At 68.5% G+C, this 24,350-nt stretch carries 21 protein-coding genes; 3 read left to right on the top strand and 18 right to left on the bottom strand.

Annotated features, from left to right (window positions below; genetic code table 11):
- Positions 1-6 precede the first annotated feature (6 nt).
- The 15 genes from recQ to OG798_RS31000 all read right to left on the bottom strand — a co-directional run bounded on the left by recQ (position 7) and on the right by OG798_RS31000 (position 18,152).
- The gene (gene recQ / locus OG798_RS31070; protein WP_097225116.1) at positions 7-1,992 is read right to left on the bottom strand and encodes a DNA helicase RecQ; all 1,986 of its coding nucleotides are present in this window, start codon (positions 1,990-1,992) and stop codon (positions 7-9) included.
- 238 nt (positions 1,993-2,230) lie between these two features.
- Positions 2,231-3,880, bottom strand: coding sequence for an NADH-quinone oxidoreductase subunit NuoN (nuoN, locus tag OG798_RS31065; protein WP_095853172.1), 1,650 nt, complete (start codon positions 3,878-3,880; stop codon positions 2,231-2,233).
- Positions 3,877-5,448: an NADH-quinone oxidoreductase subunit M gene (locus OG798_RS31060; protein WP_095853173.1), complete on the bottom strand. Its 1,572-nt coding sequence runs from the start codon at positions 5,446-5,448 to the stop codon at positions 3,877-3,879. The genes nuoN and OG798_RS31060 overlap by 4 nt, the downstream gene beginning before the upstream one ends.
- Positions 5,449-5,453: 5 nt before the next feature.
- Positions 5,454-7,367 (bottom strand): NADH-quinone oxidoreductase subunit L, encoded by a 1,914-nt coding sequence (gene nuoL / locus OG798_RS31055; RefSeq protein ID WP_101400045.1) that lies wholly within the window; start codon positions 7,365-7,367, stop codon positions 5,454-5,456.
- A gap of 14 nt (positions 7,368-7,381) precedes the next feature.
- Positions 7,382-7,681 (bottom strand): NADH-quinone oxidoreductase subunit NuoK, encoded by a 300-nt coding sequence (nuoK, locus tag OG798_RS31050; protein ID WP_095853175.1) that lies wholly within the window; start codon positions 7,679-7,681, stop codon positions 7,382-7,384.
- Positions 7,678-8,496 carry an NADH-quinone oxidoreductase subunit J gene (locus OG798_RS31045; RefSeq protein ID WP_097225117.1) on the bottom strand — a complete coding sequence of 273 codons (819 nt, stop codon included), beginning with the start codon at positions 8,494-8,496 and terminating at the stop codon, positions 7,678-7,680. Before OG798_RS31045 ends, nuoK begins: the two co-directional genes overlap by 4 nt.
- Positions 8,493-9,095, bottom strand: coding sequence for an NADH-quinone oxidoreductase subunit NuoI (gene nuoI, locus OG798_RS31040; protein ID WP_097225118.1), 603 nt, complete (start codon positions 9,093-9,095; stop codon positions 8,493-8,495). The genes OG798_RS31045 and nuoI overlap by 4 nt, the downstream gene beginning before the upstream one ends.
- A complete protein-coding gene (gene nuoH / locus OG798_RS31035; RefSeq protein ID WP_121415366.1) occupies positions 9,088-10,464 on the bottom strand; it encodes an NADH-quinone oxidoreductase subunit NuoH in 1,377 nt (458 codons plus the stop codon). Before nuoH ends, nuoI begins: the two co-directional genes overlap by 8 nt.
- Positions 10,461-12,965 (bottom strand): NADH-quinone oxidoreductase subunit G, encoded by a 2,505-nt coding sequence (locus OG798_RS31030; RefSeq protein WP_095853179.1) that lies wholly within the window; start codon positions 12,963-12,965, stop codon positions 10,461-10,463. The genes nuoH and OG798_RS31030 overlap by 4 nt, the downstream gene beginning before the upstream one ends.
- A complete protein-coding gene (gene nuoF / locus OG798_RS31025; protein ID WP_177324079.1) occupies positions 12,962-14,311 on the bottom strand; it encodes an NADH-quinone oxidoreductase subunit NuoF in 1,350 nt (449 codons plus the stop codon). The genes OG798_RS31030 and nuoF overlap by 4 nt, the downstream gene beginning before the upstream one ends.
- Positions 14,308-15,117, bottom strand: a complete 810-nt coding sequence (nuoE, locus tag OG798_RS31020; RefSeq protein WP_095857858.1) for an NADH-quinone oxidoreductase subunit NuoE — start codon at positions 15,115-15,117, stop codon at positions 14,308-14,310. The genes nuoF and nuoE overlap by 4 nt, the downstream gene beginning before the upstream one ends.
- Positions 15,118-15,146: 29 nt before the next feature.
- Positions 15,147-16,490, bottom strand: a complete 1,344-nt coding sequence (locus OG798_RS31015) for an NADH-quinone oxidoreductase subunit D (RefSeq protein WP_097225121.1) — start codon at positions 16,488-16,490, stop codon at positions 15,147-15,149.
- Positions 16,487-17,227, bottom strand: coding sequence for an NADH-quinone oxidoreductase subunit C (locus OG798_RS31010; RefSeq protein WP_121415367.1), 741 nt, complete (start codon positions 17,225-17,227; stop codon positions 16,487-16,489). Before OG798_RS31010 ends, OG798_RS31015 begins: the two co-directional genes overlap by 4 nt.
- Complete coding sequence (locus OG798_RS31005) at positions 17,224-17,778, bottom strand: NuoB/complex I 20 kDa subunit family protein (protein ID WP_053743379.1); 555 nt, start codon at positions 17,776-17,778, stop codon at positions 17,224-17,226. The genes OG798_RS31010 and OG798_RS31005 overlap by 4 nt, the downstream gene beginning before the upstream one ends.
- A 14-nt stretch (positions 17,779-17,792) precedes the next feature.
- Positions 17,793-18,152: an NADH-quinone oxidoreductase subunit A gene (locus OG798_RS31000; protein WP_007383963.1), complete on the bottom strand. Its 360-nt coding sequence runs from the start codon at positions 18,150-18,152 to the stop codon at positions 17,793-17,795.
- Between the two features lie 725 nt (positions 18,153-18,877).
- Here OG798_RS31000 and OG798_RS30995 point away from each other — a divergent pair.
- Complete coding sequence (locus OG798_RS30995) at positions 18,878-19,723, top strand: C40 family peptidase (protein ID WP_095853181.1); 846 nt, start codon at positions 18,878-18,880, stop codon at positions 19,721-19,723.
- A 132-nt stretch (positions 19,724-19,855) separates the two neighbouring features.
- On the opposite strand, the gene OG798_RS30990 is transcribed toward OG798_RS30995, so the two are convergent.
- Positions 19,856-21,151, bottom strand: coding sequence for a geranylgeranyl reductase family protein (locus tag OG798_RS30990; protein WP_095853182.1), 1,296 nt, complete (start codon positions 21,149-21,151; stop codon positions 19,856-19,858).
- A 98-nt stretch (positions 21,152-21,249) separates the two neighbouring features.
- Here OG798_RS30990 and OG798_RS30985 point away from each other — a divergent pair, with 98 nt between their 5' ends.
- Positions 21,250-21,756, top strand: a complete 507-nt coding sequence (locus tag OG798_RS30985; protein ID WP_095853183.1) for a GNAT family N-acetyltransferase — start codon at positions 21,250-21,252, stop codon at positions 21,754-21,756.
- Positions 21,757-21,815: 59 nt separating this feature from the next.
- The gene (locus tag OG798_RS30980; protein WP_095853184.1) at positions 21,816-22,148 is read left to right on the top strand and encodes a PASTA domain-containing protein; all 333 of its coding nucleotides are present in this window, start codon (positions 21,816-21,818) and stop codon (positions 22,146-22,148) included.
- A 48-nt stretch (positions 22,149-22,196) separates the two neighbouring features.
- On the opposite strand, the gene OG798_RS30975 is transcribed toward OG798_RS30980, so the two are convergent.
- Both OG798_RS30975 and OG798_RS30970 read right to left on the bottom strand, forming a co-directional pair.
- Positions 22,197-22,892, bottom strand: a complete 696-nt coding sequence (locus OG798_RS30975; protein WP_095853185.1) for a demethylmenaquinone methyltransferase — start codon at positions 22,890-22,892, stop codon at positions 22,197-22,199.
- 72 nt (positions 22,893-22,964) lie between these two features.
- The gene (locus OG798_RS30970) at positions 22,965-24,350 is read right to left on the bottom strand and encodes an acyltransferase (RefSeq protein ID WP_328758017.1); all 1,386 of its coding nucleotides are present in this window, start codon (positions 24,348-24,350) and stop codon (positions 22,965-22,967) included.

Genomic DNA, 24,350 nt, shown 5'->3' with positions numbered 1-24,350 from the left:
GGTGCCCTATATCCAGTCCTCCGGCTCCGGTTCCGCGTCCATCTCGGGCCAGTCCGGGTCCGGTGCCTCACCGGCCGCGGCGGCCGGTGCCGCTCCGGGGGCACCGCCACCCAGGGAGGCGAGCACTCCGATCACGCCCTCTCCGTATGTCGCGAGCTTCTTCTCGCCCACCCCGCTGATGCCGCCGAGTCCTTCGACCGAGGTGGGCCACACCGTGGCGATCTCCCGGAGCGTGGCGTCGTGGAAGATGACGTAGGCCGGGACGCCCTGTTCCTTGGCCTGTTCGGCGCGCCAGGAGCGCAGCGCCTCGAAGGCGGGGACGAGCTCCTGGGGCAGGTCGACCGCGGCGGCCTTGGCCTTGCGATCGCCCCGCGAGGAGGAGGACGAGCGGGAGACGGTGGGCTTCGGCGGCTCCTTGCGGAGCGGCACCTCGCGCTCGCGCCGCAGCACCGTCCCGCTCTCCTCGGTCAGCACCAGCGTCCCGTACTCGCCCTCGACCGCGAGCAGGCCTTGCGCCAGCAACTGCCGCACCACGCCGCGCCATTCGGACTCGGCGAGGTCCTCACCGATGCCGAACACGGACAGCTGGTCGTGATCGAACTGGATCACCTTGGCGGTGCGCCGCCCCAGCAGGATGTCGATGATCTGGCCGGCGCCGAACTTCTGTCCGCGCTCGCGCTGCAGCCGTACCACCGTGGACAGCAGCTTCTGTGCCACGACCGTGCCGTCCGAGGTCTCGGGCGGTGCGAGGCACGTGTCGCAGTTGCCGCATGCCGGGGTGTGCGGGTCCTGGCCGAAGTAGGCGAGGAGCTGGGAGCGCCGGCACTGGACCGTCTCGCACAGGGCCAGCATCGAGTCCAGGTGGGCGGCGGCCCGGCGGCGGAACGCCTCGTCGCCCTCCGAGCCCTGGATCATCTTGCGCTGCTGGACGACGTCCTGAAGCCCGTACGCCATCCATGCCGTGGACGGCAGTCCGTCACGACCCGCGCGTCCCGTCTCCTGGTAATAGCCCTCGACCGACTTGGGCAGGTCGAGGTGGGCGACGAACCGCACGTCCGGCTTGTCGATACCCATGCCGAAGGCGATGGTGGCGACCACGACCAGGCCCTCTTCGCGCAGGAAGCGCGACTGGTGGGTGGCGCGGGTGCCCGCGTCCAGACCCGCGTGGTACGGCACCGCCTCGACGCCGTTGCGGGAGAGGAACTCGGCCGTCTTCTCCACCGAGTTGCGCGAGAGGCAGTACACGATGCCCGCGTCGCCCGCGTGCTCGTCGCGAAGGAAGGACAGCAGCTGCTTCTTGGGATCGGCCTTCGGGACGATCCGGTATTGGATGTTGGGACGGTCGAAGCTCGCCTCGAAGTGACGGGCGGTCGGCATGGCCAGGCGCTGGGTGATCTCCTTGTGCGTCGCGCGGGTGGCCGTGGCCGTCAGCGCGATGCGCGGGACGTCCGGCCAGCGCTCGCCGAGCAGTGAGAGCGCCAGATAGTCGGGGCGGAAGTCGTGGCCCCACTGGGCCACGCAGTGCGCCTCGTCGATCGCGAAGACGGAGATCTTCCCGCGTGACAGCAGGTCCAGCGTGGTCTCCAGGCGCAGGCGCTCCGGGGCCAGGTAGAGCACGTCGAGCTCCCCTGACAGGAACTCGGCCTCCACCACGCGCCGCTCGTCGAAGTCCTGCGTGGAGTTCATGAACCCGGCCCGCACGCCCAGCGCGCGCAACGCGTCCACCTGATCCTGCATCAGCGCGATGAGGGGGGAGACCACGACGCCCGTACCCGGTCTGACCAGGGCCGGAATCTGGTAGCAGAGCGACTTGCCGCCACCCGTCGGCATCAGGACGACAGCGTCACCGCCCGCCACCACGTGCTCGATGATCGCTTCCTGCTCGCCGCGGAAGGCGTCGTACCCGAAGACCCGGTGGAGCGTGGCCAGTGCCTCGCTCACTCCCAGTGTCTCCGTCGCGTCCGCTTCGGTCATCACACCCGTCCCGCCCATCGTCCTGTCCCCCGTACGTCGCGCCTCGACCACTGCGTCCACGATAGGGGTCCGCGCCGACAGTCTCGGAGTTATCCACAGGCTGTGACTGGCCGACTTCCCTACGCACCGGCGCCCGGCCCGTCCAGCCCGCACAGCCCCCTGACGCACGCGGGACACACGGGCCACGCGGCCGACCGGACATGGCTCGGGCCCCGCTCCCTCACGAGGAGGGAGCGGGGCCCGGCCGGTGCGTGGTTCAGCGGACGAAGACTCCCGCCTGGCTCGCCAGGTTCAGGAAGTACTGCGGCGCCACACCGAGCACCAGCGTGACCGCCACGCCGAACCCGATCGCCGTCATGGTCAGCGGCGAGGGCACGGCGACCGTCGGTCCCTCCGGCCGGGGCTCGCTGAAGAACATGAGCACGATCACGCGGATGTAGAAGAACGCCGCGATCGCCGACGAGATCACACCGACCACGACCAGCGGGCCCGCGCCGCCCTCCGCCGCCGCCTTGAAGACGGCGAACTTCCCGGCGAAGCCGGAGGTCAGCGGGATGCCCGCGAAGGCCAGCAGGAAGACCGCGAAGACCGCCGCCACCAGCGGTGAGCGGCGTCCGAGGCCCGCCCACTTCGACAGGTGCGTCGCCTCGCCGCCCGCGTCGCGGACCAGGGTCACGACCGCGAAGGCCCCGATCGTCACGAACGAGTACGCGGCCAGGTAGAAGAGGACTGACGAGACGCCGTCCCGCGAGGTCGCGATGACGCCCGCGAGGATGAATCCGGCGTGCGCGATGGACGAGTACGCCAGGAGCCGCTTGATGTCGGTCTGGGTGATCGCGACGATCGCACCGCCCAGCATGGTGACGATCGCGACGGCCCACATGACCGGCCGCCAGTCCCAGCGCAGGCCCGGCAGGACGACGTACAGCAGCCGCAGCAGCGCCCCGAAGGCGGCCACCTTCGTCGCCGCGGCCATGAAGCCGGTGACCGGTGTCGGCGCACCCTGGTAGACGTCGGGGGTCCACATGTGGAACGGCACCGCGCCGACCTTGAAGAGCAGGCCCATGACGACCATCGCGGCGCCGATGAGCAGCAGCACGTCGTTGCCCATGGTGCCGGCGAGCGCCGGGTCGACGTTCGGGATCGTGCCGTCCACGACCTGCGCGATCGTCGCGTACGACACGGAGCCCGCGTAGCCGTAGAGCAGGGCGATGCCGAAGAGGGTGAACGCGGAGGCGAAGGCGCCGAGCAGGAAGTACTTGACCGCGGCCTCCTGCGACATGAGCCGCTTGCGGCGGGCCACGGCGCACAGCAGATAGAGGGGCAGCGAGAAGACTTCCAGCGCGATGAACAGGGTCAGCAGGTCGTTGGCCGACGGGAAGACCAGCATGCCGCCGATCGCGAAGAGCAGCAGCGGGAACACCTCGGTGGTGGTGAACCCGGCCTTCACCGCGGCCTTCTCGCTGTCGCTGCCGGGCACGGAGGCGGCCTGCGCGGCGAACGAGTCGACGCGGTTGCCGTGCGCCTCCGGGTCGAGCCGTCGCTCGGCGAAGGTGAAGACACCGAGGATGCCCGCCAGCAGGATCGTGCCTTGCAGGAACAGGGACGGTCCGTCGACGGCGATCGCGCCCATGGCCGCGATGTGCGCCTTCGTGGTGCCGTATCCGCCCGCCGCCAGTGCGATCACCGCGGCGAAGGCGGCGGCGAGCGCGACGACGGACAGAAAGACCTGCGCGTAGTAGCGGGACTTGCGCGGCACGAAGGCCTCGACGAGCACCCCTACGAGCGCCGCCCCGATCACGATCAGGGTGGGCGACAATTGCCCGTATTCGATCTTCGGCGCGTCGATCTTGGAGATCGGTTCGGCCGCGGTTGTCCACAGGCTGTGGACAGCTGCTGTGCTCACTTGGCCGCCTCCACCTCGGGCTTGGGGTCCGTCTTATGGACGTCGGACATGGTCTGCTGAACCGCCGGGTTGACGATGTCGGTGACCGGCTTCGGATAGACGCCCAGGAAGATCAGCAGGGCGATCAGCGGGGCGACCACCAAAAGCTCACGCACCCTGAGGTCGGGCATCTCGGCTACCTCCGCCTTCACCGGGCCCGTCATCGTCCGCTGATAGAGGACGAGTGTGTAGAGCGCGGCGAGGACGATGCCGAAGGTGGCGACGATGCCGACGGCCGGGTAGCGCTCGAACGCGCCCACCAGGACCAGGAATTCACTCACGAAGGGCGCGAGCCCGGGGAGCGAGAGGGTCGCGAGACCGCCGATCAGGAAGGTGCCCGCGAGCACCGGGGCGACTTTCTGCACCCCTCCGTAGTCGGCGATCAGACGCGAACCGCGCCGCGAGATCAGGAAGCCCGCCACCAGCATCAGGGCGGCGGTCGAGATCCCGTGGTTGACCATGTAGAGCGTCGCGCCCGACTGGCCCTGGCTGGTCATCGCGAAGATGCCCAGGATGATGAACCCGAAGTGCGAGATCGACGCGTACGCCACCAGCCGTTTGATGTCCCGCTGGCCGACCGCGAGCAGCGCCCCGTAGATGATGCTGATGAGGGCGAGGACGAGGATGACGGGCGTCGCCCACTTGCTCGCCTCCGGGAAGAGCTGGAGGCAGAAGCGGAGCATCGCGAAGGTACCGACCTTGTCGACCACCGCCGTGATCAGTACCGCGACCGGGGCCGTGGCCTCTCCCATGGCGTTGGGCAGCCAGGTGTGCAGCGGCCACAGGGGCGCCTTCACCGCGAACGCGAAGAAGAAACCGAGGAACAGCCACCGCTCCGTGTTGGTCGCCATGTGCAGCGAGCCACTGGCGCGGGCCTGCACGATCTCCTGGAGCGAGAAGTTTCCGGCCACTACGTAGAGGCCGATGACGGCGGCCAGCATGATCAGGCCGCCGACCAGGTTGTAGAGGAGGAACTTCACCGCGGCGTACGAGCGTTGGGTCGCCGCCGCGTCGTTCCCGTGCTCGTGGGCACGGTCCCCGAAGCCGCCGATGAGGAAGTACATCGGGATCAGCATGGCTTCGAAGAAGATGTAGAAGAGGAAGACGTCGGTGGCCTCGAAGGAGATGATCACCATCGCCTCGACGGCCAGGATCAGGCCGAAGAAGCCCTGGGTCGGCCGCCAGCGCCTGCTTCCTGTCTCCTGTGGGTCGGCGTCGTGCCAGCCCGCCAGGATCACGAACGGGATCAGCAGCGCGGTCAGCGCGACGAGCGCCACCCCGATGCCGTCCACGCCCAGCTCGTACCGCACCCCGAAGTCCTTGATCCAGGCGTGGGATTCGGTGAGCTGGTAGCGGTCGCCGCCGGGGTCGAAGCGTACGAGCACGATCGCGGCCAGGACGAGCGTGGCGAGCGAGACGAGCAGCGCCAGCCACTTGGCGGCGACGCGTTGAGCGGCCGGCACGGCGGCCGTGGCGATCGCCCCGACCGCCGGGAGCGCCGCCGTCGCTGTCAGCAGAGGAAAGGACATCGGTATCAGACCGCCCTCATCAGCAGGGTCGCGGCGACGAGGATCGCCACACCGCCGAACATCGAGACCGCGTAACTGCGCGCATAGCCGTTCTGCAGTTTGCGCAGCCGCCCGGAGAGGCCGCCCATGGAGGCCGCGGTGCCGTTGACGACCCCGTCGACCAGGGTGTGGTCGACGTACACCAGGGAGCGTGTGAGGTGCTCCCCGCCGCGCACCAGCACGACGTGGTTGAAGTCGTCCTGGAGCAGGTCGCGCCGGGCGGCCCGGGTGAGCAGGGAACCGCGCGGGGCGACGACCGGGACGGGGCTGCGCCCGTACTGGGCGTACGCGATTCCGGCGCCGACGACGAGCAGCACCATGGTGGCCAGCGTGACCGTGAGGGCGCTGACGGGCGAGTTGCCCTCCGAGTGCCCGGTGACCGGCTCCAGCCAGTTGAGGAAGCGGTCGCCGATACTGAAGAAACCGCCCGCGAAGACCGATCCGAAGGCCAGCACGATCATGGGGATCGTCATGGACCTCGGGGACTCGTGCGGGTGCGGCTCATGCCCTTCGGCGTCCGGCTGCCAGCGCTTCTCCCCGAAGAACGTCATGATCATCACGCGCGTCATGTAGTACGCCGTGATGGCCGCGCCCAGCAGGGCCGCGCCGCCGAGGATCCAGCCCTCGGTGCCGCCCTTCGCGAAGGCCGCCTCGATGATCTTGTCCTTGGAGAAGAAGCCGGACAGGCCCGGGAAGCCGATGATGGCGAGGTAGCCGAGGCCGAAGGTGACGAAGGTGATCGGCATGTACGTGCGCAGGCCGCCGTACTTGCGCATGTCGACCTCGTCGTTCATGCCGTGCATGACCGAGCCGGCGCCGAGGAACAGGCCGGCCTTGAAGAAGCCGTGCGTCACCAGGTGCATGATCGCGAAGACGTAGCCGATGGGGCCGAGGCCCGCGGCCAGCACCATGTAGCCGATCTGCGACATCGTCGATCCGGCGAGCGCCTTCTTGATGTCGTCCTTCGCGCAACCGACGATCGCACCGAACAGGAGCGTGACGGCACCGACCACGGTGACGACGAGCTGGGCGTCGGGCGCGGCGTTGAAGATCGCGGCGGAGCGGACGATCAGGTAGACACCCGCGGTCACCATGGTCGCGGCGTGGATGAGGGCCGAGACCGGGGTCGGGCCCTCCATCGCGTCCCCGAGCCAGGACTGCAGCGGCACCTGGGCGGACTTGCCGCAGGCGGCGAGCAGCAGCATCAGGGCGACTGCGGTGAGCTTGCCCTCGGTCGCACCACCGACGAGCCCCGGGTGCCCCTCGGTACCGAGCACCGGCCCGAAGGCGAAGGACCCGAAGGTGGTGAACATCAGCATGATGGCGATCGACAGGCCCATGTCGCCGACGCGGTTGACCAGGAAGGCCTTCTTCGCGGCGGTGGCGGCGCTGGGCTTGTGCTGCCAGAAGCCGATCAGCAGGTACGAGGCGAGGCCGACGCCCTCCCAGCCGACGTACAGCAGCAGGTAGTTGTCGGCGAGGACGAGCAGCAGCATCGCCGCGAGGAACAGGTTCAGGTAGCCGAAGAAGCGGCGGCGCCGCTCGTCGTGCTCCATGTATCCGATCGAGTACAGGTGGATCAGTGAGCCGACGCCGGTGATCAGCAGGACGAACGTCATCGACAGCTGGTCGAGCTGGAAGGAGACGTCCGCCTGGAAGCCCTCGACGGGGACCCAGCTGAACAGGTACTGGCTCATGGCCCGGTGGTCCGCGCTCTTGCCCAGCATGTCGGCGAAGAGGATCGCGCCGATCACGAAGGACGCGGCCGCGAGCGCCGTGCCGATCCAGTGGCCGACGGCATCGAGCCGCCTGCCGCCGCACAGCAGTACGGCCGCTCCGAGCAGAGGCGCCGCTACCAGCAGCGCAATCAGGTTCTCCACGATTCAGCGACCCCTTACAGCTTCATCAGGCTGGCGTCGTCGACCGAGGCCGAGTGGCGGGAACGGAAGAGCGACACGATGATCGCGAGCCCGACGACGACCTCCGCGGCGGCGACGACCATCGTGAAGAAGGCGATGATCTGGCCGTCGAGATTGCCGTGCAGGCGGGAGAAGACGACGAACGCGAGGTTGCAGGCGTTGAGCATGAGCTCGACGCACATGAACACCACGATCGCGTTGCGTCTGATCAGCACGCCGGTGGCGCCGATCGTGAACAACAGGGCGGCGAGATAGAGGTAGTTGACCGGGTTCACTTGGACGCCTCCTCCGTCTTCGTGCGCTCCAGGCGTTCTTCGGCCCGCTGCTCCAGCGCCTTCAGATCGCTCAGCGCCTCGGTGGACACGTCACGGATCTGGCCGCGGTCCCGCAGCGTCTTGCTGACGGTCAGCTCGGACGGGGTGCCGTCCGGGAGGAGGCCGGCGATGTCCACCGCGTTGTGCCGGGCGTAGACACCGGGGGCCGGCAGCGGCGGTAGGTGCTTGCCTTCCCGTACGCGCTGCTCGGACAGCTCGCGCTGGGTCTTTGCGCGCTCGGTGCGCTCGCGGTGCGTGAGCACCATGGCGCCGACGGCCGCCGTGATGAGCAGGGCGCCGGTGATTTCGAAGGCGAACACGTACTTCGTGAAGATGAGGGCGGCGAGGCCCTCCACGTTCCCGTTGGCGTTGGCCTTGCTCAGGCCGTTGAAGTCCTTCAGGGACGCGTTGCCGATGCCCGCGATCAGCAGGACGCCGAAGCCGAGTCCGCACACCAGGGCCAGCCAGCGCTGACCCTTGATGGTCTCTTTCAGGGAGTCCGCCGCGGTGACACCGACGAGCATGACCACGAAGAGGAACAGCATCATGATCGCGCCGGTGTAGACGACGATCTGCACGACGCCCAGGAAGTAGGCGCCGTTGGCGAGGTAGAACACCGCCAGGACGATCATGGTGCCGGCGAGACAGAGCGCGCTGTGCACGGTCTTCTTCATGAAGACGGTGCACAGGGCGCCGATCACGGCGACCGTGCCGAGGACCCAGAACTGGAAGGCCTCTCCGGTGGAGGTGGAGTAGGCGGCGAGCTGCGCGCTCATGCCCCCACCCCCTCTTCCGTGGGCTTCTCGCCCTTGGACACGGCGACTTGGCGCTGCGTGCCCGGCGCCGCCTCGGTCACCAGACCCTGGTAGTAGTCCTGCTCGTCCGTGCCGGGGAAGATCGAGTGTGGTGTGTCGACCATGCCCTCGTCGAGCCCGGCGAGCAGCTGCTCCTTGGTGTAGATGAGGTTGGCGCGGCTGGAGTCGGCGAGCTCGAACTCGTTCGTCATCGTGAGCGCGCGGGTGGGGCACGCCTCGATGCACAGGCCGCACAGGATGCAGCGGGCGTAGTTGATCTGGTAGACGCGGCCGTACCGCTCGCCCGGCGAGTAGCGCTCCTCTTCGGTGTTGTCCGCGCCCTCCACATAGATGGCGTCCGCGGGGCAGGCCCAGGCACACAGCTCGCAGCCGATGCACTTCTCCAGACCGTCCGGGTGACGGTTGAGCTGGTGCCGGCCGTGGAACCGCGGGGCGGTGGTCTTCTGCTGCTCCGGGTACTGCTCCGTCAGGCGCTTCTTGAACATGGCCTTGAAGGTCACGCCGAAGCCTGCGACGGGGTTCTGGAAACCAGGCTTGGTCTCCTTCGGCTCCTCAGCCATCGGACCCCTCCTTTCCGTCACGAGTTCCGCCATTCGATCCGTCACTCGCAGTATCGGACCCACCACTGACAATCAACTCGCGCTCGCGGCGCGGGCGGCGCCGTGGCACGGGTGGCAGCTCCTGTCCCGGCAGTGGCGGCACCGGGAATCCACCGGCCATCGGGTCGAAGGCGGCGGGCTCGGCGGGCGCTTCCTGGGCGCCCTGCTTGTCGCGGAAGATGTCCGCGGCGAACGAGAGCAGCAGCAGGACGAGGACACCGCCGCCGACGTACAGGGCGATGTCGGCGAAGTCGTAGTTCTCGTTCCTGAGGGTCCGTACGGTCGCGACGAGCATCAGCCAGACCACGGAGACCGGGATGAGGACCTTCCAGCCGAGCTTCATCAGCTGGTCGTAGCGGACACGCGGCAGCGTGCCGCGCAGCCAGATGAAGAAGAACAGCAGCAGCTGCACCTTCACCACGAACCAGAGCATCGGCCACCAGCCGTGGTTGGCACCCTCCCAGAAGGTGCTGATGGGCCACGGGGCCCGCCAGCCGCCCAGGAAGAGCGTGGTCGACACGGCCGAGACCGTCACCATGTTCACGTACTCGGCGAGCATGAACAGCGCGAACTTGATCGACGAGTACTCGGTGTTGAAACCGCCGACGAGGTCGCCCTCGGACTCCGGCATGTCGAAGGGGGCGCGGTTGGTCTCGCCGACCATCGTGATGATGTAGATCACGAACGAGACCGGCAGCAGGATGATGTACCAGCGGTCGTGCTGCTGTTCCACGATCGTCGAGGTCGACATCGACCCGGAGTAGAGGAACACCGAGGCGAAAGCGGCGCCCATGGCGATCTCGTACGAGATCATCTGCGCGCAGGACCGCAGACCGCCCAGCAGCGGGTAGGTGGATCCAGAACTCCAGCCCGCGAGCACGATCCCGTAGATGCCCACCGAGGCGACCGCGAGGATGTAGAGCATCGCGATCGGCAGGTCCGTGAGCTGCATCGTGGTGCGGTGGCCGAAGATCGAGATCTCGTTGCCGGCGGGCCCGAAGGGGATCACCGCGATCGCCATGAAGGCCGGGATGGCCGCGACGATCGGCGCGAGGACGTAGACCACCTTGTCCGCGCGTTTGACGATGACGTCTTCCTTGAGCATCAGCTTCACGCCGTCGGCGAGCGACTGGAGCATGCCCCAGGGGCCGTGCCGGTTGGGTCCGATGCGCAGCTGCATCCAGGCGACGACCTTGCGCTCCCACACGATCGAGAACAGCACGGTGATCATCAGGAAGGCGAAACAGAAGACCGCCTTGACGACCACCAGCCACCAGGGGTCGCGGCCGAACATGGAGAGGTCTTCAGTGGCGAGGTACAGACTGTTCATGCCTCCACCTCCTTGGGGGCCTCGGTGGCGAGCGTCGCCGGGCCGATGCGGACGAGTGCGCCGGGCAGCGCCCCCGTGTCGGAGGCGACGCCCCCTCCGGTGGAGTTCAGCGGGAGCCAGACCACTCGGTCGGGCATCTCGGTGATCTGCAGCGGGAGTTCGACGGTTCCGGCGCTACTGGTGACCGCGAGGAGATCGCCTTCCTTGACGCCCGCCTCGGCGGCCGTGGCGGCCGACACACGCGCGCGTGCGGCATGCCGGGTCCCGGCGAGCGCGTCGTCGCCCTCCTGGAGGCGGCCCTGGTCGAGCAACAGCCGGTGCCCCGCGAGCACGGCCTCCCCCGCGGCGGGACGCGGCAACGATGCCGCGATCTCCACGGGCCCGGTGGCCCGCAGGCCGCCCCAGGGACCGAGCCGGTCCAGCTCCCCGCGCGTGGTGCGCAGGTCCGGCAGACCCAGGTGTACGTCCATGGCGTCGGCGAGCATCTGCAGGACGCGCGCGTCGGTGGGTGCCAGGCGGCGGGTCATCTGGTCGGGCTTGAGCGCGGCCTCGAAGAAGCGCACCCTGCCCTCCCAGTTCAGGAAGGTGCCCGCCTTCTCGGCGACCGCGGCCACTGGGAGGACGACATCCGCGTGCTCGGTGACCTCACCGGGCCGCAGTTCGAGCGACACCAGGAAGCCGACTTCGGAAAGGGCCGCACGCGCGCGTGCCGGGTCGGGAAGGTCGGCGACCTCCACGCCCGCCACCACCAGGGCCCGCAGCTCCCCGCCGACGGCGGCCTCGACGATCTGGCCGGTGTCACGCCCGTAGCGGTGCGGGAGATCGGAGACACCCCAGGCGGTCGCGACCTCCTCCCGCGCGCGCGGGTCGGTGGCCGGACGCCCGCCCGGCAGCAGCGACGGCAGCGCGCCCGCCTCGATCGCGCCGCGCTCCCCGGCCCGGCGCGGGATCCACACCAGCGTGGCGCCGGTCGCGGACGCGGCCCGTACGGCGGCGGTGAGACCGCCCGCCACGCCCGCGAGCCGCTCGCCGACGACGATCACCGCGCCCTCGGCGCGCAGCGCCTCGGCGGCCCTGGCACCGTCGCCCTCCACACCGACACCGCTCGCGAGGGCGTCCAGCCACTCGGTCTCGGTACCGGGCGCGGCGGGCAGCAGCGTGCCGCCCGCCTTCTCCAGGCCGCGTGTCGCGTACGTGGCGAGCGAGAAGGTCTTCTGTCCGTGTCCGCGCCAGGCCTTGCGCAGCCGCAGGAAGACTCCGGGCGCCTCCTCCTCGGACTCGAAGCCGACGAGCAGGACGGCGGGCGCCTTCTCCAAAGAGGTGTAGGTGAGGCCCGTACCGTCGAGGTCCCGTCCGTGTCCGGCGACCCGGGAGGCCAGGAAGTCGGCCTCCTCGGCGCTGTGCACGCGCGCGCGGAAGTCGATGTCGTTCGTGTCGAGGGCGACGCGCGCGAACTTGCTGTAGGCGTAGGCGTCCTCGACGGTGAGACGACCGCCGGTCAGGACGCCGGTCCGGCCGCGGGCCGCCAACAGTCCCCGGGCCGCCGCCTCCAGGGCCTCGGGCCAGGAAGCGGGCTCCAGTTCGCCCGACTCACCCCTTACGAGGGGTGTCTCGAGCCGGTCCCGCTGCTGCGCGTACCGGAATCCGAACCGCCCCTTGTCGCAGAGCCACTCCTCGTTGACCTCGGGGTCGGGGGAGGCCAGGCGCCGCATGACCTTGCCGCGCCGGTGGTCGGTGCGGGTCGCGCAGCCGCCCGCGCAGTGTTCGCACACCGAGTGCGAGGAGACGAGGTCGAACGGACGCGAGCGGAAGCGATACGCCGCCGAGGTCAGCGCGCCCACCGGGCAGATCTGGATGGTGTTCCCGGAGAAGTACGACTCGAACGGGTCGCCCTCGCCGGTGCCGACCTGCTGGAGCGCGCCCCGCTCGATCAGCTCGATCATCGGGTCGCCGGCGATCTGGTTGGAGAAGCGGGTGCAGCGGGCGCACAGCACGCACCGCTCGCGGTCGAGCAGTACTTGCGTGGAGATCGGGACCGGCTTCTCGTAGGTCCGCTTCTTGCCCTCGAAGCGGGATTCGGCGTTGCCGTGCGACATCGCCTGGTTCTGCAGCGGGCACTCGCCGCCCTTGTCGCAGACCGGGCAGTCCAGCGGGTGGTTGATGAGCAGCAGCTCCATCACACCGTGCTGGGCCTTTTCGGCGGCGGGCGAGGTGAGGTGAGTCTTCACCACCATTCCGTCCGTACACGTGATCGTGCAGGACGCCATGGGCTTGCGCTGGCCCTCGACCTCGACGATGCACTGGCGGCAGGCGCCGGCCGGGTCGAGCAGCGGATGGTCGCAGAAGCGGGGGATTTCGATGCCGAGCTGTTCGGCGGCCCGGATGACCAGGGTGCCCTTGGGCACGCTGATCTCGGCTCCGTCGATCGTCAGCGAGACGAGATCCTCCGGCGGAACCGCCGCCTCTCCCCCTCCCGAGGGAGCGCTGGTGGTCACCGTCATGCGTTCACCTCCGTGCGGTCGGCCCAAGCCGTGGACTTGGCCGGGTCAAAGGGGCAGCCGCGGCCCGTGATGTGCTCCTCGTACTCCTCGCGGAAGTACTTGAGCGAGGAGAAGATCGGCGAGGCGGCGCCGTCGCCGAGGGCGCAGAACGACTTGCCGTTGATGTTGTCGGCGATGTCGTTGAGCTTGTCGAGGTCCGACATGACTCCCTTGCCGGCCTCGATGTCGCGCAGCAACTGCACGAGCCAGTACGTCCCTTCGCGGCAGGGTGTGCACTTGCCGCAGGACTCGTGGGCGTAGAACTCGGTCCACCGGGTGACCGCCCGCACGACGCAGGTCGTCTCGTCGAAACACTGGAGTGCTTTTGTGCCGAGCATGGAACCCGCGGCACCCACTCCTTCGTAATCAAGAGGGACGTCGAGGTGCTCGTCGGTGAACATCGGGGTCGAGGAGCCGCCCGGCGTCCAGAACTTCAATCGGTGGCCGGGGCGCATCCCGCCACTCATCTCGAGGAGTTGACGGAGTGTGATGCCGAGCGGAGCCTCGTACTGGCCGGGGCTGGCGACGTGGCCGCTGAGCGAGTACAGCGTGAAGCCCGGGGACTTCTCGCTGCCCATCGACCTGAACCATTCCTTGCCTTTTCGGAGGATTGCGGGAACTGACGCGATCGACTCGACGTTATTCACCACAGTCGGGCACGCGTAGAGGCCCGCGACGGCTGGGAAGGGGGGACGGAGCCGCGGTTGACCACGGCGGCCTTCGAGCGAGTCGAGCAGTGCGGTCTCCTCACCGCAGATGTACGCGCCCGCGCCCGCGTGCACGGTGAGTTTGAGGTCGAGTCCGCTGCCGAGGATGTTCTCGCCCAGGTAGCCCGCCGCGTAGGCCTCTCGAACGGCCTCGTGCAACCGCCGCAACACGGGGACGACTTCACCGCGGAGATAGATGAACGCATGCGAAGACCGGATGGCATAACACGCGATCACAATGCCCTCGATGAGGCTGTGCGGGTTCGCGAAGAGGAGCGGGATGTCCTTGCAGGTTCCCGGTTCCGATTCGTCGGCGTTGACAACTAGATAGTGAGGTTTGCCATCGCCCTGAGGAATGAACTGCCACTTCATTCCGGTGGGGAATCCCGCGCCGCCCCGGCCGCGCAGACCGGAGTCCTTGACGTACGCGATCAGGTCGTCCGGCGACATGGCCAGCGCCTTGCGCAGCCCCTCGTACCCCTCGTGCCTCCGGTAGACGTCCAGCGACCAGGACTTCTCCTCGTCCCAGAAGGCCGACAGCACGGGTGCGAGCAGCTTCTCCGGGCTGGTCTCGTCGATCTCGGGTGCCAACGTCATCACTCCCCCTCCTCGGCTGCGGGACCTGCCGGGTGCGACGGATCGGAGGCCGATGTCTCCTGCGGCGCGTCGTGCGAGCTCAGGTGCTCGGCCGGCGGCTGGTCCTGCGGTGCCCGGCCGCCTCGTGGGTGGACCACGCGCGCGTGCACGCTCTCCCCCTTGGCCAGGCGGAGACCGATCAGTGAGGCGGGGCCCGCGCTGCCGCCCGCCTCCACGGCTCCCTCGCGCTCGTCGGGGAAGCCCGCCAGGATCCGCGCGGTGTCCTTGAAGGTGCACAAGGGGGCGCCGCGGGTGGGTGCGACCTGTGCTCCCGTGCGCAGGTCGTCCACGAGGCGCTTCGCGGAGGCCACGGTCTGGTTGTCGAAGAACTCCCAGTTGACCATCACGACCGGTGCGAAGTCGCAGGCCGCGTTGCACTCGATGTGCTCCAGCGTGACCTTGCCGTCGTCGGTGGTCTCGCCGTTGCCGACGCCCAGGTGGTCCTGCAGGGCCTCGAAGATCGCGTCGCCGCCCATGACCGCGCACAGGGTGTTGGTGCACACACCCACCTGGTAGTCACCGCTCGGCTTGCGCCGGTACATCGAGTAGAAGGTCGCGACAGCGGTGACCTCGGCCGTGGTCAGGTTCAGTACGTCCGCGCAGAACCGCTGCCCCGTGCGCGTGACATGGCCCTCCTCCGACTGCACGAGATGCAGCAGCGGAAGGAGCGCCGAACGGGAGTCCGGGTAGCGGGCGACGATCTCGCGCGCGTCCGCCTCGAGCCGGGCTCGGACGTCGTCCGGATAGTCGGGCGCGGGCAGTTGGGGCATGCCCAGGCTGACGCCCTCGGGGGTGGTGGTCACCGGTCGACGCCTCCCATCACGGGGTCGATGGACGCGACGGCGACGATGACGTCGGCGACCTGGCCGCCCTCGCACATCGCCGCCATGGCCTGCAGATTGGTGAAGGACGGGTCGCGGAAGTGGACCCGGTAGGGGCGGGTGCCTCCGTCGGACACGGCGTGCACCCCGAGCTCGCCCTTGGGCGACTCGACCGCCGCGTACGTCTGTCCCGGCGGGACGCGGAAGCCCTCGGTCACCAGCTTGAAGTGGTGGATCAGGGCCTCCATGGAGGTGCCCATGATCTTCTTGATGTGGTCGAGGGAGTTGCCGAGACCGTCGGGGCCCAGTGCGAGCTGGGCCGGCCAGGCGATCTTCTTGTCGGCGACCATGACCGGGCCGGGCTGCAGCCGGTCCAGGCACTGCTCGACGATGTGCAGCGACTGGCGCATTTCCTCCAGGCGGATCAGGAAGCGCCCGTAGGAGTCGCAGGTGTCGGCGGTCGGGATCTCGAAGTCGTACGTCTCGTAGCCGCAGTACGGCTGGGCCTTGCGCAGGTCGTGCGGCAGGCCCGCGGAGCGCAGGATCGGGCCGGTGGCGCCGAGGGCCATGCAGCCGGCCAGGTCGAGGTAGCCGACGTCCTGCATACGTGCCTTGAAGATGGGGTTCCCGGTGGCGAGCTTGTCGTACTCGGGAAGGTTCTTGTGCATCTTCTTCACGAACTCGCGGATCTGGTCCACCGCGCCGGGCGGCAGGTCCTGGGCGAGTCCGCCGGGGCGGATGTACGCGTGGTTCATCCGCAGGCCGGTGATCAGCTCGTAGATGTCGAGAATGAGTTCGCGATCACGGAACCCGTAGATCATGATCGTGGTGGCGCCGAGTTCCATGCCTCCGGTGGCGATGCACACCAGATGGGAGGAGAGTCGGTTCAGCTCCATCAGCAGGACGCGGATGATCGAGGCGCGGTCGGGGATCTGGTCCTCGATGCCGAGGAGCTTCTCGACGGCGAGGCAGTAGGCCGTCTCGTTGAAGAACGGCGTCAGATAGTCCATGCGCGTCACGAACGTGGTGCCCTGGGTCCACGTGCGGAACTCGAGGTTCTTCTCGATGCCGGTGTGGAGGTAGCCGATGCCGCAGCGGGCCTCGGTGACCGTCTCACCGTCGATCTCCAGGATGAGCCGGAGCACGCCGTGGGTGGACGGGTGCTGCGGGCCCATGTTGACGATGATGCGTTCGTCGTCGGACTTCGCCGCGGACTGGGCGATCTCGTCCCAGTCGCCACCGGTGACCGTATATACGGTGCCCTCGGTCGTCTCCCGCGCCGCCGCGGCGGACGCGCCGGAAGAAGGGGTCTGCGTGCTCATGAGTACGACCTCCGCTGGTCCGGAGCAGGGATCTGGGCGCCCTTGTACTCGATGGGGATGCCACCGAGGGGGTAGTCCTTGCGCTGCGGGTGGCCCTGCCAGTCGTCCGGCATCATGATCCGCGTCAGTGCCGGGTGGCCGTCGAAGATCAGGCCGAAGAAGTCGTACGTCTCGCGCTCGTGCCAGTCGTTCGTCGGGTAGACGGAGACGAGCGAGGGGACGTGCGGGTCGGCGTCGGGGGTGCTGACTTCGAGGCGGATCAGCCGGTTGTGGGTGATCGAGCGCAGGTGGTAGACGGCGTGCAGCTCCCGGCCCTTGTCGCTGGGGTAGTGCACTCCGCTCACACCCGTGCACAGTTCGAAGCGCAGGGCCGGGTCGTCGCGGAGGGTCTGGGCGACCCGGACCAGGTACTCGCGTTCGATGTGGAAGGTGAGCTCGTCGCGGTCGACGATCGTCTTCTCGATGGCGTTGTCGGGGACGAGTCCCTGTTCCTCCAGGGCGCCTTCCAGCTCGTCGGCGACCTCGTCGAACCAGCCGCCGTAGGGGCGGGTGGCCGGACCGGGGAGCCGGACGGAGCGGACCAGGCCTCCGTAGCCGGTGGTGTCGCCGCCGTTGTTGGCGCCGAACATGCCGCGCTGGACGCGGATCTCCTCGCCGCCCTCGCCGCGCTGGCCGGGGAGGTTCGAGGCGCCGAGGTCCTTCTCGGGGTTCACCCCGTTGCCGTTCGCGTCACTCACCGCAGCAGGCCCTTCATCTCGATGGTGGGGAGCGCCTTGAGCGCCGCTTCCTCCGCCTCGCGGGCCGCCTCCTCGGCGTTCACACCGAGCTTGGAGGTCTGGATCTTCTGGTGGAGCTTGAGGATCGCGTCGATCAGCATCTCGGGCCGCGGCGGACAGCCGGGCAAATAGATGTCGACCGGGACGATGTGGTCGACGCCCTGCACAATGGCGTAGTTGTTGAACATTCCGCCCGATGAGGCACAGACCCCCATGGAGATCACCCACTTGGGGTTGGGCATCTGGTCATAGACCTGCCGCAGCACCGGCGCCATCTTCTGGCTGACGCGGCCGGCGACGATCATGAGGTCGGCCTGGCGCGGTGAACCGCGGAAGACCTCCATGCCGAAGCGCGCGAGGTCGTAGCGGCCCGCGCCGGTCGTCATCATCTCGATGGCGCAGCAGGCGAGTCCGAACGTGGCGGGGAAGACGGACGCCTTACGCACCCAGCCCGCGGCCTGCTCGACGGTGGTCAGCAGGAATCCGCTCGGCAGCTTTTCTTCGAGTCCCATGTCTTAAAGGCCCCTCAGTCCCATTCCAGGCCGCCGCGCCGCCATACGTACGCGTACGCGACGAAGACGGTGAGCACGAAGAGCAGCATCTCCACGAGCCCGAAAACACCCAGGGCGTCGAAGGTGACGGCCCAGGGGTAGAGGAAGACGATCTCGATGTCGAAGACGATGAAGAGCATCGCCGTCAGGTAGTACTTGATGGGGAAGCGCCCGCCGCCGGCCGGCGTGGGGGTCGGCTCGATACCGCACTCGTAGGCCTCGAGCTTGGCCCGGTTGTATCGCTTTGGACCGATAAGCGTGGCCATGACCACGGAGAAGATCGCAAAGCCTGCCCCGAGGGCTCCCAGTACGAGGATCGGCGCATACGCGTTCACGCTCCTCGCTCCTCTCAGTCGGCACTGACTGCTGGCGGTTGCGTCAGGCAAGCACTTCCGCCCCACCCGTCCCACGAACCCCGTGCGTCCCGACGAAGATCGCGTACATGTGAAGCAGGTCACAAGCCCAACTGCCTCGCATCTTATGCCCGCCGGTCTGTGATCTGCGACACGGGGTATTGCACAAGCTTTGTGATCTCCACCACCTGACGAAGGATCATGAAGTCGGATGAGCAGTGATCTTCATACGCGAAGCGTCCGCGCGATCACGAGATGTGACATTTCCGCTCGTCATCACAGGTCCGGGGCGGCGTCTCCATATCAAGAGACTTCCGACGCATGCAAATTGGTGCTGGACGTGGGGGCTTGATAGAGGAGCGCGTTCACACATCAGGGGGAGGGGTGTGGACGGATGTGGACGGGCATCGGCGCGTGCATGCGTTCACGAGCGCGGGGCAGTCGAGAGGTGCGCGCGAGACGCCGCCGACCCGGTGACCGTTCCGTGACCTGTGTCACATCCACCTATGGGTCAGATAAGCCGGCCTTGGCCACAGGCTGCAACCAATGGTAAGCAGAGGGCAATTCGGACGTAATGCGGAAAGCGCATGATCACAGGCTTGATCATCTCTGTCCGGAATGCCCGTTACGGCGTCAATAAGAAGTGACGCGCCGTGGATTCGGCCGCGGATTGAACAACTGTGGCGCACCACACGTTTCTTGAAGGTATGAGGGAGTCCCTGATACCGGTTGTACCCATGTCCCACACCGCTCACATACGCAACCACCGGAAGCCCCGCCGCAACGCTTCGACGCTAGCGATGCGCGCCGGAGTTGCCGGTGGTGTTCTCAGCACCTTGGCCGTGGCCGGTGCGGCTGGTTCGGCGAACGCTGCCGAGCCCGTTACTCAGACCCTCGAACTGCCCACCCTGACGGCCGACCTGGCCACTCAGTTGGCGCAGTCCGCGGACGCCACGCAGCAGGCAGCCGCGAACTACGAGCTGCAGGCCGAGCGCGACGCGGCCGCCGCAAAGGCCGCGAAGCAGGCCAAGGCGGACCTCGCGGACGCCAAGAAGAAGGCCGAGGCCAAGAAGAAGGCCGAGGACGCGCGAAAGGCCGCGGCCGCCCAGGCCGCCTCCCGGTCGTCCACGCGGACCGTCCTGTCCAGCTCCGCGGGCTCCTCGGGCTCCTCGAGTTCGTCCGTCTCCGCCCCGGCCAGCGGCAGTGTCGCCACCGTCATCGCCTTCCTCAAGGCTCAGGTCGGCGACGCCTACGTGATGGGCGGTACGGGCCCCAACGCGTGGGACTGCTCCGGCCTCGTGCAGGCGGCGTTCCGGCAGGTCGGTGTCGACCTGCCGCGCGTCTCGCAGGACCAGTCGACGTCCGGTACGCCGGTCTCGCTGTCCAACATCCAGGTCGGCGACATCCTGTACTGGGGTTCGGCCGGTTCGGCGTACCACGTGGGTGTGTACATCGGTAACGGCCAGTACCTGGACGCGGCCAACCCCTCCAAGGGTGTGGTGATTCAGAACCTTTCGGGCTACCCGGCCACGGGCGCGGTGCGCGTTCTCTGAGTCGCGGGACCTTGTGAGTCATACGGCATGAAGGCCGCCACCCGAGTGGGTGGCGGCCTCGTCGTGCTGTCCCGGGGAGGGCGAGAGCGTCCCCGGAGGCCGCCCGGGCCCCCGGGCGACCCCGTGAAGGCGTCAGGACTTCGGCGCCACCTTCGAGAGGCCGTTGATGATGCGGTCCATCGCGTCGCCGCCGGTCGGGTCCGTGAGGTTCGCGAGCATCTTGAGGGTGAACTTCATCAGGAGCGGGTGGGTCAGGCCGCGCTGGGCCGCGATCTTCATGACCTTCGGGTTGCCGATGAGCTTCACGAAGGCGCGGCCGAGGGTGTAGTAGCCGCCGTAGGTGTCCTTGAGGACACGGGGGTAGCGCTGGAGGGCCAGTTCTCGCTGGGTGGGCGTCGAGCGGGCGTGGGCCTGCACGATGACGTCCGCGGCGATCTGGCCCGACTCCATGGCGTAGGCGATGCCCTCGCCGTTGAAGGGGTTGACCAGGCCGCCGGCGTCGCCGACCAGCAGCAGACCCTTGGTGTAGTGCGGTTGGCGGTTGAAGGCCATGGGGAGGGCGGCACCGCGGATCGGGCCGGTCATGTTCTCCGGCGTGTAGCCCCAGTCCTCCGGCATGGACGCGCACCAGGCCTTCAGGACCTCGCGCCAGTCCAGCTCCTTGAAGGAGTCGGAGGTGTTGAGCACGCCGAGGCCGACGTTCGAGGTGCCGTCGCCCATGCCGAAGATCCAGCCGTAGCCGGGCAGCAGACGGTCCTCGGCGCCCCGGCGGTCCCACAGCTCCAGCCAGGACTCCAGGTAGTCGTCCTCGTGGCGCGGGGACGTGAAGTACGTACGGACCGCGACACCCATCGGGCGGTCCTCGCGGCGGTGCAGGCCCATCGCCAGGGACAGGCGGGTGGAGTTGCCGTCGGCGGCGACGACCAGCGGCGCGTGGAAGGTGACCTCGCGCTTCTCCCCCGCGTCGCCCAGCTTCGCGTGCACGCCCGTGATGCGGCCGGTGCGGTCGTCGATGATGGGGGCGCCGACGTTGCAGCGCTCGTACAGCCGCGCGCCCGCCTTCTGCGCCTGCCGGGCCAGCTGCTCGTCGAAGTCGTCGCGCTTGCGGACGAGTCCGTAGTCCGGGTACGAGGCGAGATCCGGCCAGTCCAGCTGGAGGCGGACGCCGCCGCCGATGATGCGCAGGCCCTTGTTGCGCAGCCAGCCGGCCTCTTCGGAGATGTCGATCCCCATGGAAACAAGCTGCTTGGTGGCGCGCGGGGTCAGGCCGTCACCGCAGACCTTCTCCCTCGGGAACGCGGTCTTCTCCAGGAGCAGGACGTCGAGTCCGGCCTTCGCCAGGTAGTACGCGGTCGTGGAACCGGCTGGTCCAGCCCCGACGACGATCACATCTGCGGTGTTTTCGGAGAGGGGTTGGGGCTCGGTCACGGCGGGGTCTCCCCAAGACTCGAAATCTGCGTGCTGACGGGCACTGGACATGGGCAGTCTATGCAGCGGTACTGATCACCTGGCTGAAGGGTTGCCCCGTGAACCGAGCTCTCCCCGACGTACGGCTGCGTGTCCCCACCGACGAGGACGCGTTCGCCTGGCACCGGATCTTCGCCGACCCCGAGGTCATGGAGTTCCACGGTGGGAAGGCGGCCGAACTGTCCGTGTACGAGGAGCTCACCGCGCGGCAGCGCCGGCACGACGCCGAACTGGGTTTCTGTCTGTGGACCATGGTCGGCCCGGAGGACGAGGTGCTGGGCTTCACCGGGGCGCAGCCGTGGCCGCGCGAGTGGGGACCGAAGGGCGAGATCGAGATCGGGTGGCGGCTCGGCAGGGCGCATTGGGGCAAGGGGTACGTCACCGCCGCCGCGCTCACCACTCTGGAGCGGGTGCGCGCGGCGGGCGTCTCGGATGTCGTCGCCGTGGTCAGACAGGGCAACGAGCGCTCCATCGCCGTGACCCGACGCGTCGGCATGGAACTGGCCGAGGTCTTCACCCATCCCGCGACGGCCGAGCCCGCGCACTGCTACCGCCTCGCCCTCTGACGGCTTCCGAAAGGGCCCGGCGCGGGCTTACCCTTCCGGTACCGCTGGGGGTGACGTCTGTGCGTATAACACCCGAGACACCCGAAGTGCGCGTGCCGCGGCTCATCGGCCTGATGGCCGTGGACGCACGTGAGACGGCCGAGGCGCGAGGTGTGCTGCTCGTCGCGCCCGACCGGCCCGACTTCCATCTCACGGTCGTCGACTACGTCGTACGCCAGTTTCCACCGCCCGGCTCCGAGGTACCGCGCGGGGCCGTGGTCACCGTGTGGTTCGACCTCGGTGACGCGGAGGGCGGCTCGGGAGTGCGCGAGCCGCGCCTGCCTCGTCCGCCGTCGGGCGGAATGCGCCGCGAGCTCGACGAGCCCGGAAATTCCTTCGAGGTGCTCAGGTGAGCCGGGCACTCGCGAGAGCCGGGTGCGGCAGGTTGTCCGGCCCAGCGGTCAGGCGGCTTTGAAGCCTCGGTGCAGGGCCACCACGCCGCCCGTCAGGTTCCGCCAGGCCACCTTCGACCAGCCTGCCTTGCGCAGCTTCTCGGCGAGCTCGGGCTGGTTCGGCCAGGCGCGGATGGACTCGGCGAGATAGACGTACGCGTCGGGGTTGGAGGACACGGCACGGGCGACCGGCGGCAGCGCGCGCATCAGGTACTCGGTGTAGACCGTGCGGAACGGCGCCCAGGTGGGGTGCGAGAACTCGCAGATCACGACCCGGCCGCCGGGCTTGGTCACCCGGTACAGCTCGCTCAGCGCCGTGTCGGTCTCCTGGACGTTGCGCAGGCCGAAGGAGATCGTCACCGCGTCGAAGGTGTCGTCCTTGAAGGGCAGCTTCGTCGCGTCGCCCGCGGTCAGCGGCAGCCAGGGGTGGTTCTTCTTGCCGACCCGGAGCATGCCGAGGGAGAAGTCGCAGGGCACGACGTACGCGCCGGTGCGGGCGAAGGGGAGCGACGAGGTCGCCGTACCGGCCGCCAGGTCGAGGATCTTCTGCGCGGGGCGCGCGTCGACCGCCTTCGCGACCTCCTTGCGCCACACCCGGTCCTGGCCGAGCGACAGCACGTCGTTCGTCAGGTCGTACCGTTCCGCCACGTCGTCGAACATCGAGGCGACTTCGTGCGGCTGCTTGTCCAGGGATGCGCGGGTCACTCCCCCATTGTGGCAGCACGGGCCGGGCGACTCTGCGGCGCCCGGCCCGTACGCCGGTCTCACACGCCCCCTTCAGGGGAGCAGCTTCGGCTTCTTCTTGGCGGCCACGTCCTCGACCCAGCCGACCAGCGGGATGGCGACCCAGATCAGCACCCAGCCGATGCCGAACATGAACCACTGGCTCTCCAGCGGCAGCCACTTCTCGAAGGCGGGCACCTTCCAGAACTGGTCGATCAGCGGGACCGTGAGCACGAGGGCGATCTCGTGCCAGAGGTAGATCGTCACCGCCCGGCCGTTGAAGATCGTCACGATCCGGTCGAGCCGCTTGAAGCGGGCGAGCCAGGCGAAGTCGACGTCGTAGTACGCCTTGAAGTACATCAGCAGCGTCACGAAGCCGGCCGACCAGAAGGTCTGCGCGACGGGGACCACCTCGTCCAGGTCGTACGTACCGAACTCCGCCTGGTGCGCGAAGGTGTACCAGCCGCCGTACGCCAGGAGGGCGAGCGACGCCAGGATCACCAGGGCGGGCTTGAGCCGCTGGAGCACGCCCTCGCGGTGCGCGAAGCCGACCAGCCAGCAGAACAGGAAGGTGGCGAAGTCCGTCAGGCCGCTGCCGAAGCGGTTGGACGGAGGCTGCCAGGCGTACTGGAAGACCAGGATCGGGGCGAGGGAGAGGAGCAGGACCGGGAGGGGGGCCTTGCGGAAGACCTTGAGGAGCAGCGGGGACATCAGGACGAACCAGAGGTACGTCCGCAGGTACCAGAGGATCTCCCAGGCCTGGATGCCCCACTGGTTGCCCGGCGGGTCGCCGACCGGCACGATCCAGAAGACGATCTGCCAGCCCGGCATCCAGTCGTGGATCAGCATCGCCACCACGACGAAGAAGCTCCAGAACCAGAAGGGCGGCAGCAGCCGTCGCATCCGGCTCTTGACCACCTTGAGCGCGGGGCGTTCCAGGGACTTGGCCATCAGCGAGCCGGCGAGCGCGAACATCACGCCCATCGACGGGAAGACGAGGCCGGCCCAGGCCCAGCCGAAGGTGTGGTACGCCACGACACGGACCAGCGCGACGGCGCGCAGCGCGTCGAAGTAGCGGTCGCGTCCGGTGCGTTTGGCCTTCGGCGCCGGGTCGGCGGCGGGGCTTTCGGGCTCCCCGGCGTCAGGGCTGGGCTCGGTCGGGACGGCTGCGTCCGCCGCGGGCTCCGGCTCGATCACCGGCACGGGCGCCGTCTCGGTGACGTACACCTGGCCATGGTCGACGTACCCCTGGCCGTAGCCGTACTGCTGGGGGATCTGAGGCTGCCGACCCTGGCCGTAGGGATCGGGCTGCTGCCCGTACCCATAGTCATATCCCTGCTGGCCCTGCTGGCCCTGGTACTCCTGCTGGCCCTGGTACTCCTGCTGGCCTTGGTACCCCTCATATCCCTGGTACCGCTGTTGTTCCGAGCCCCAGCTCAT

Origin of the sequence: Streptomyces sp. NBC_00271, from assembly GCF_036178845.1 — a bacterium.
Taxonomy (GTDB): Bacteria; Actinomycetota; Actinomycetes; order Streptomycetales; family Streptomycetaceae; genus Streptomyces.
This window is presented reverse-complemented; position numbering and strand designations above follow the sequence as displayed.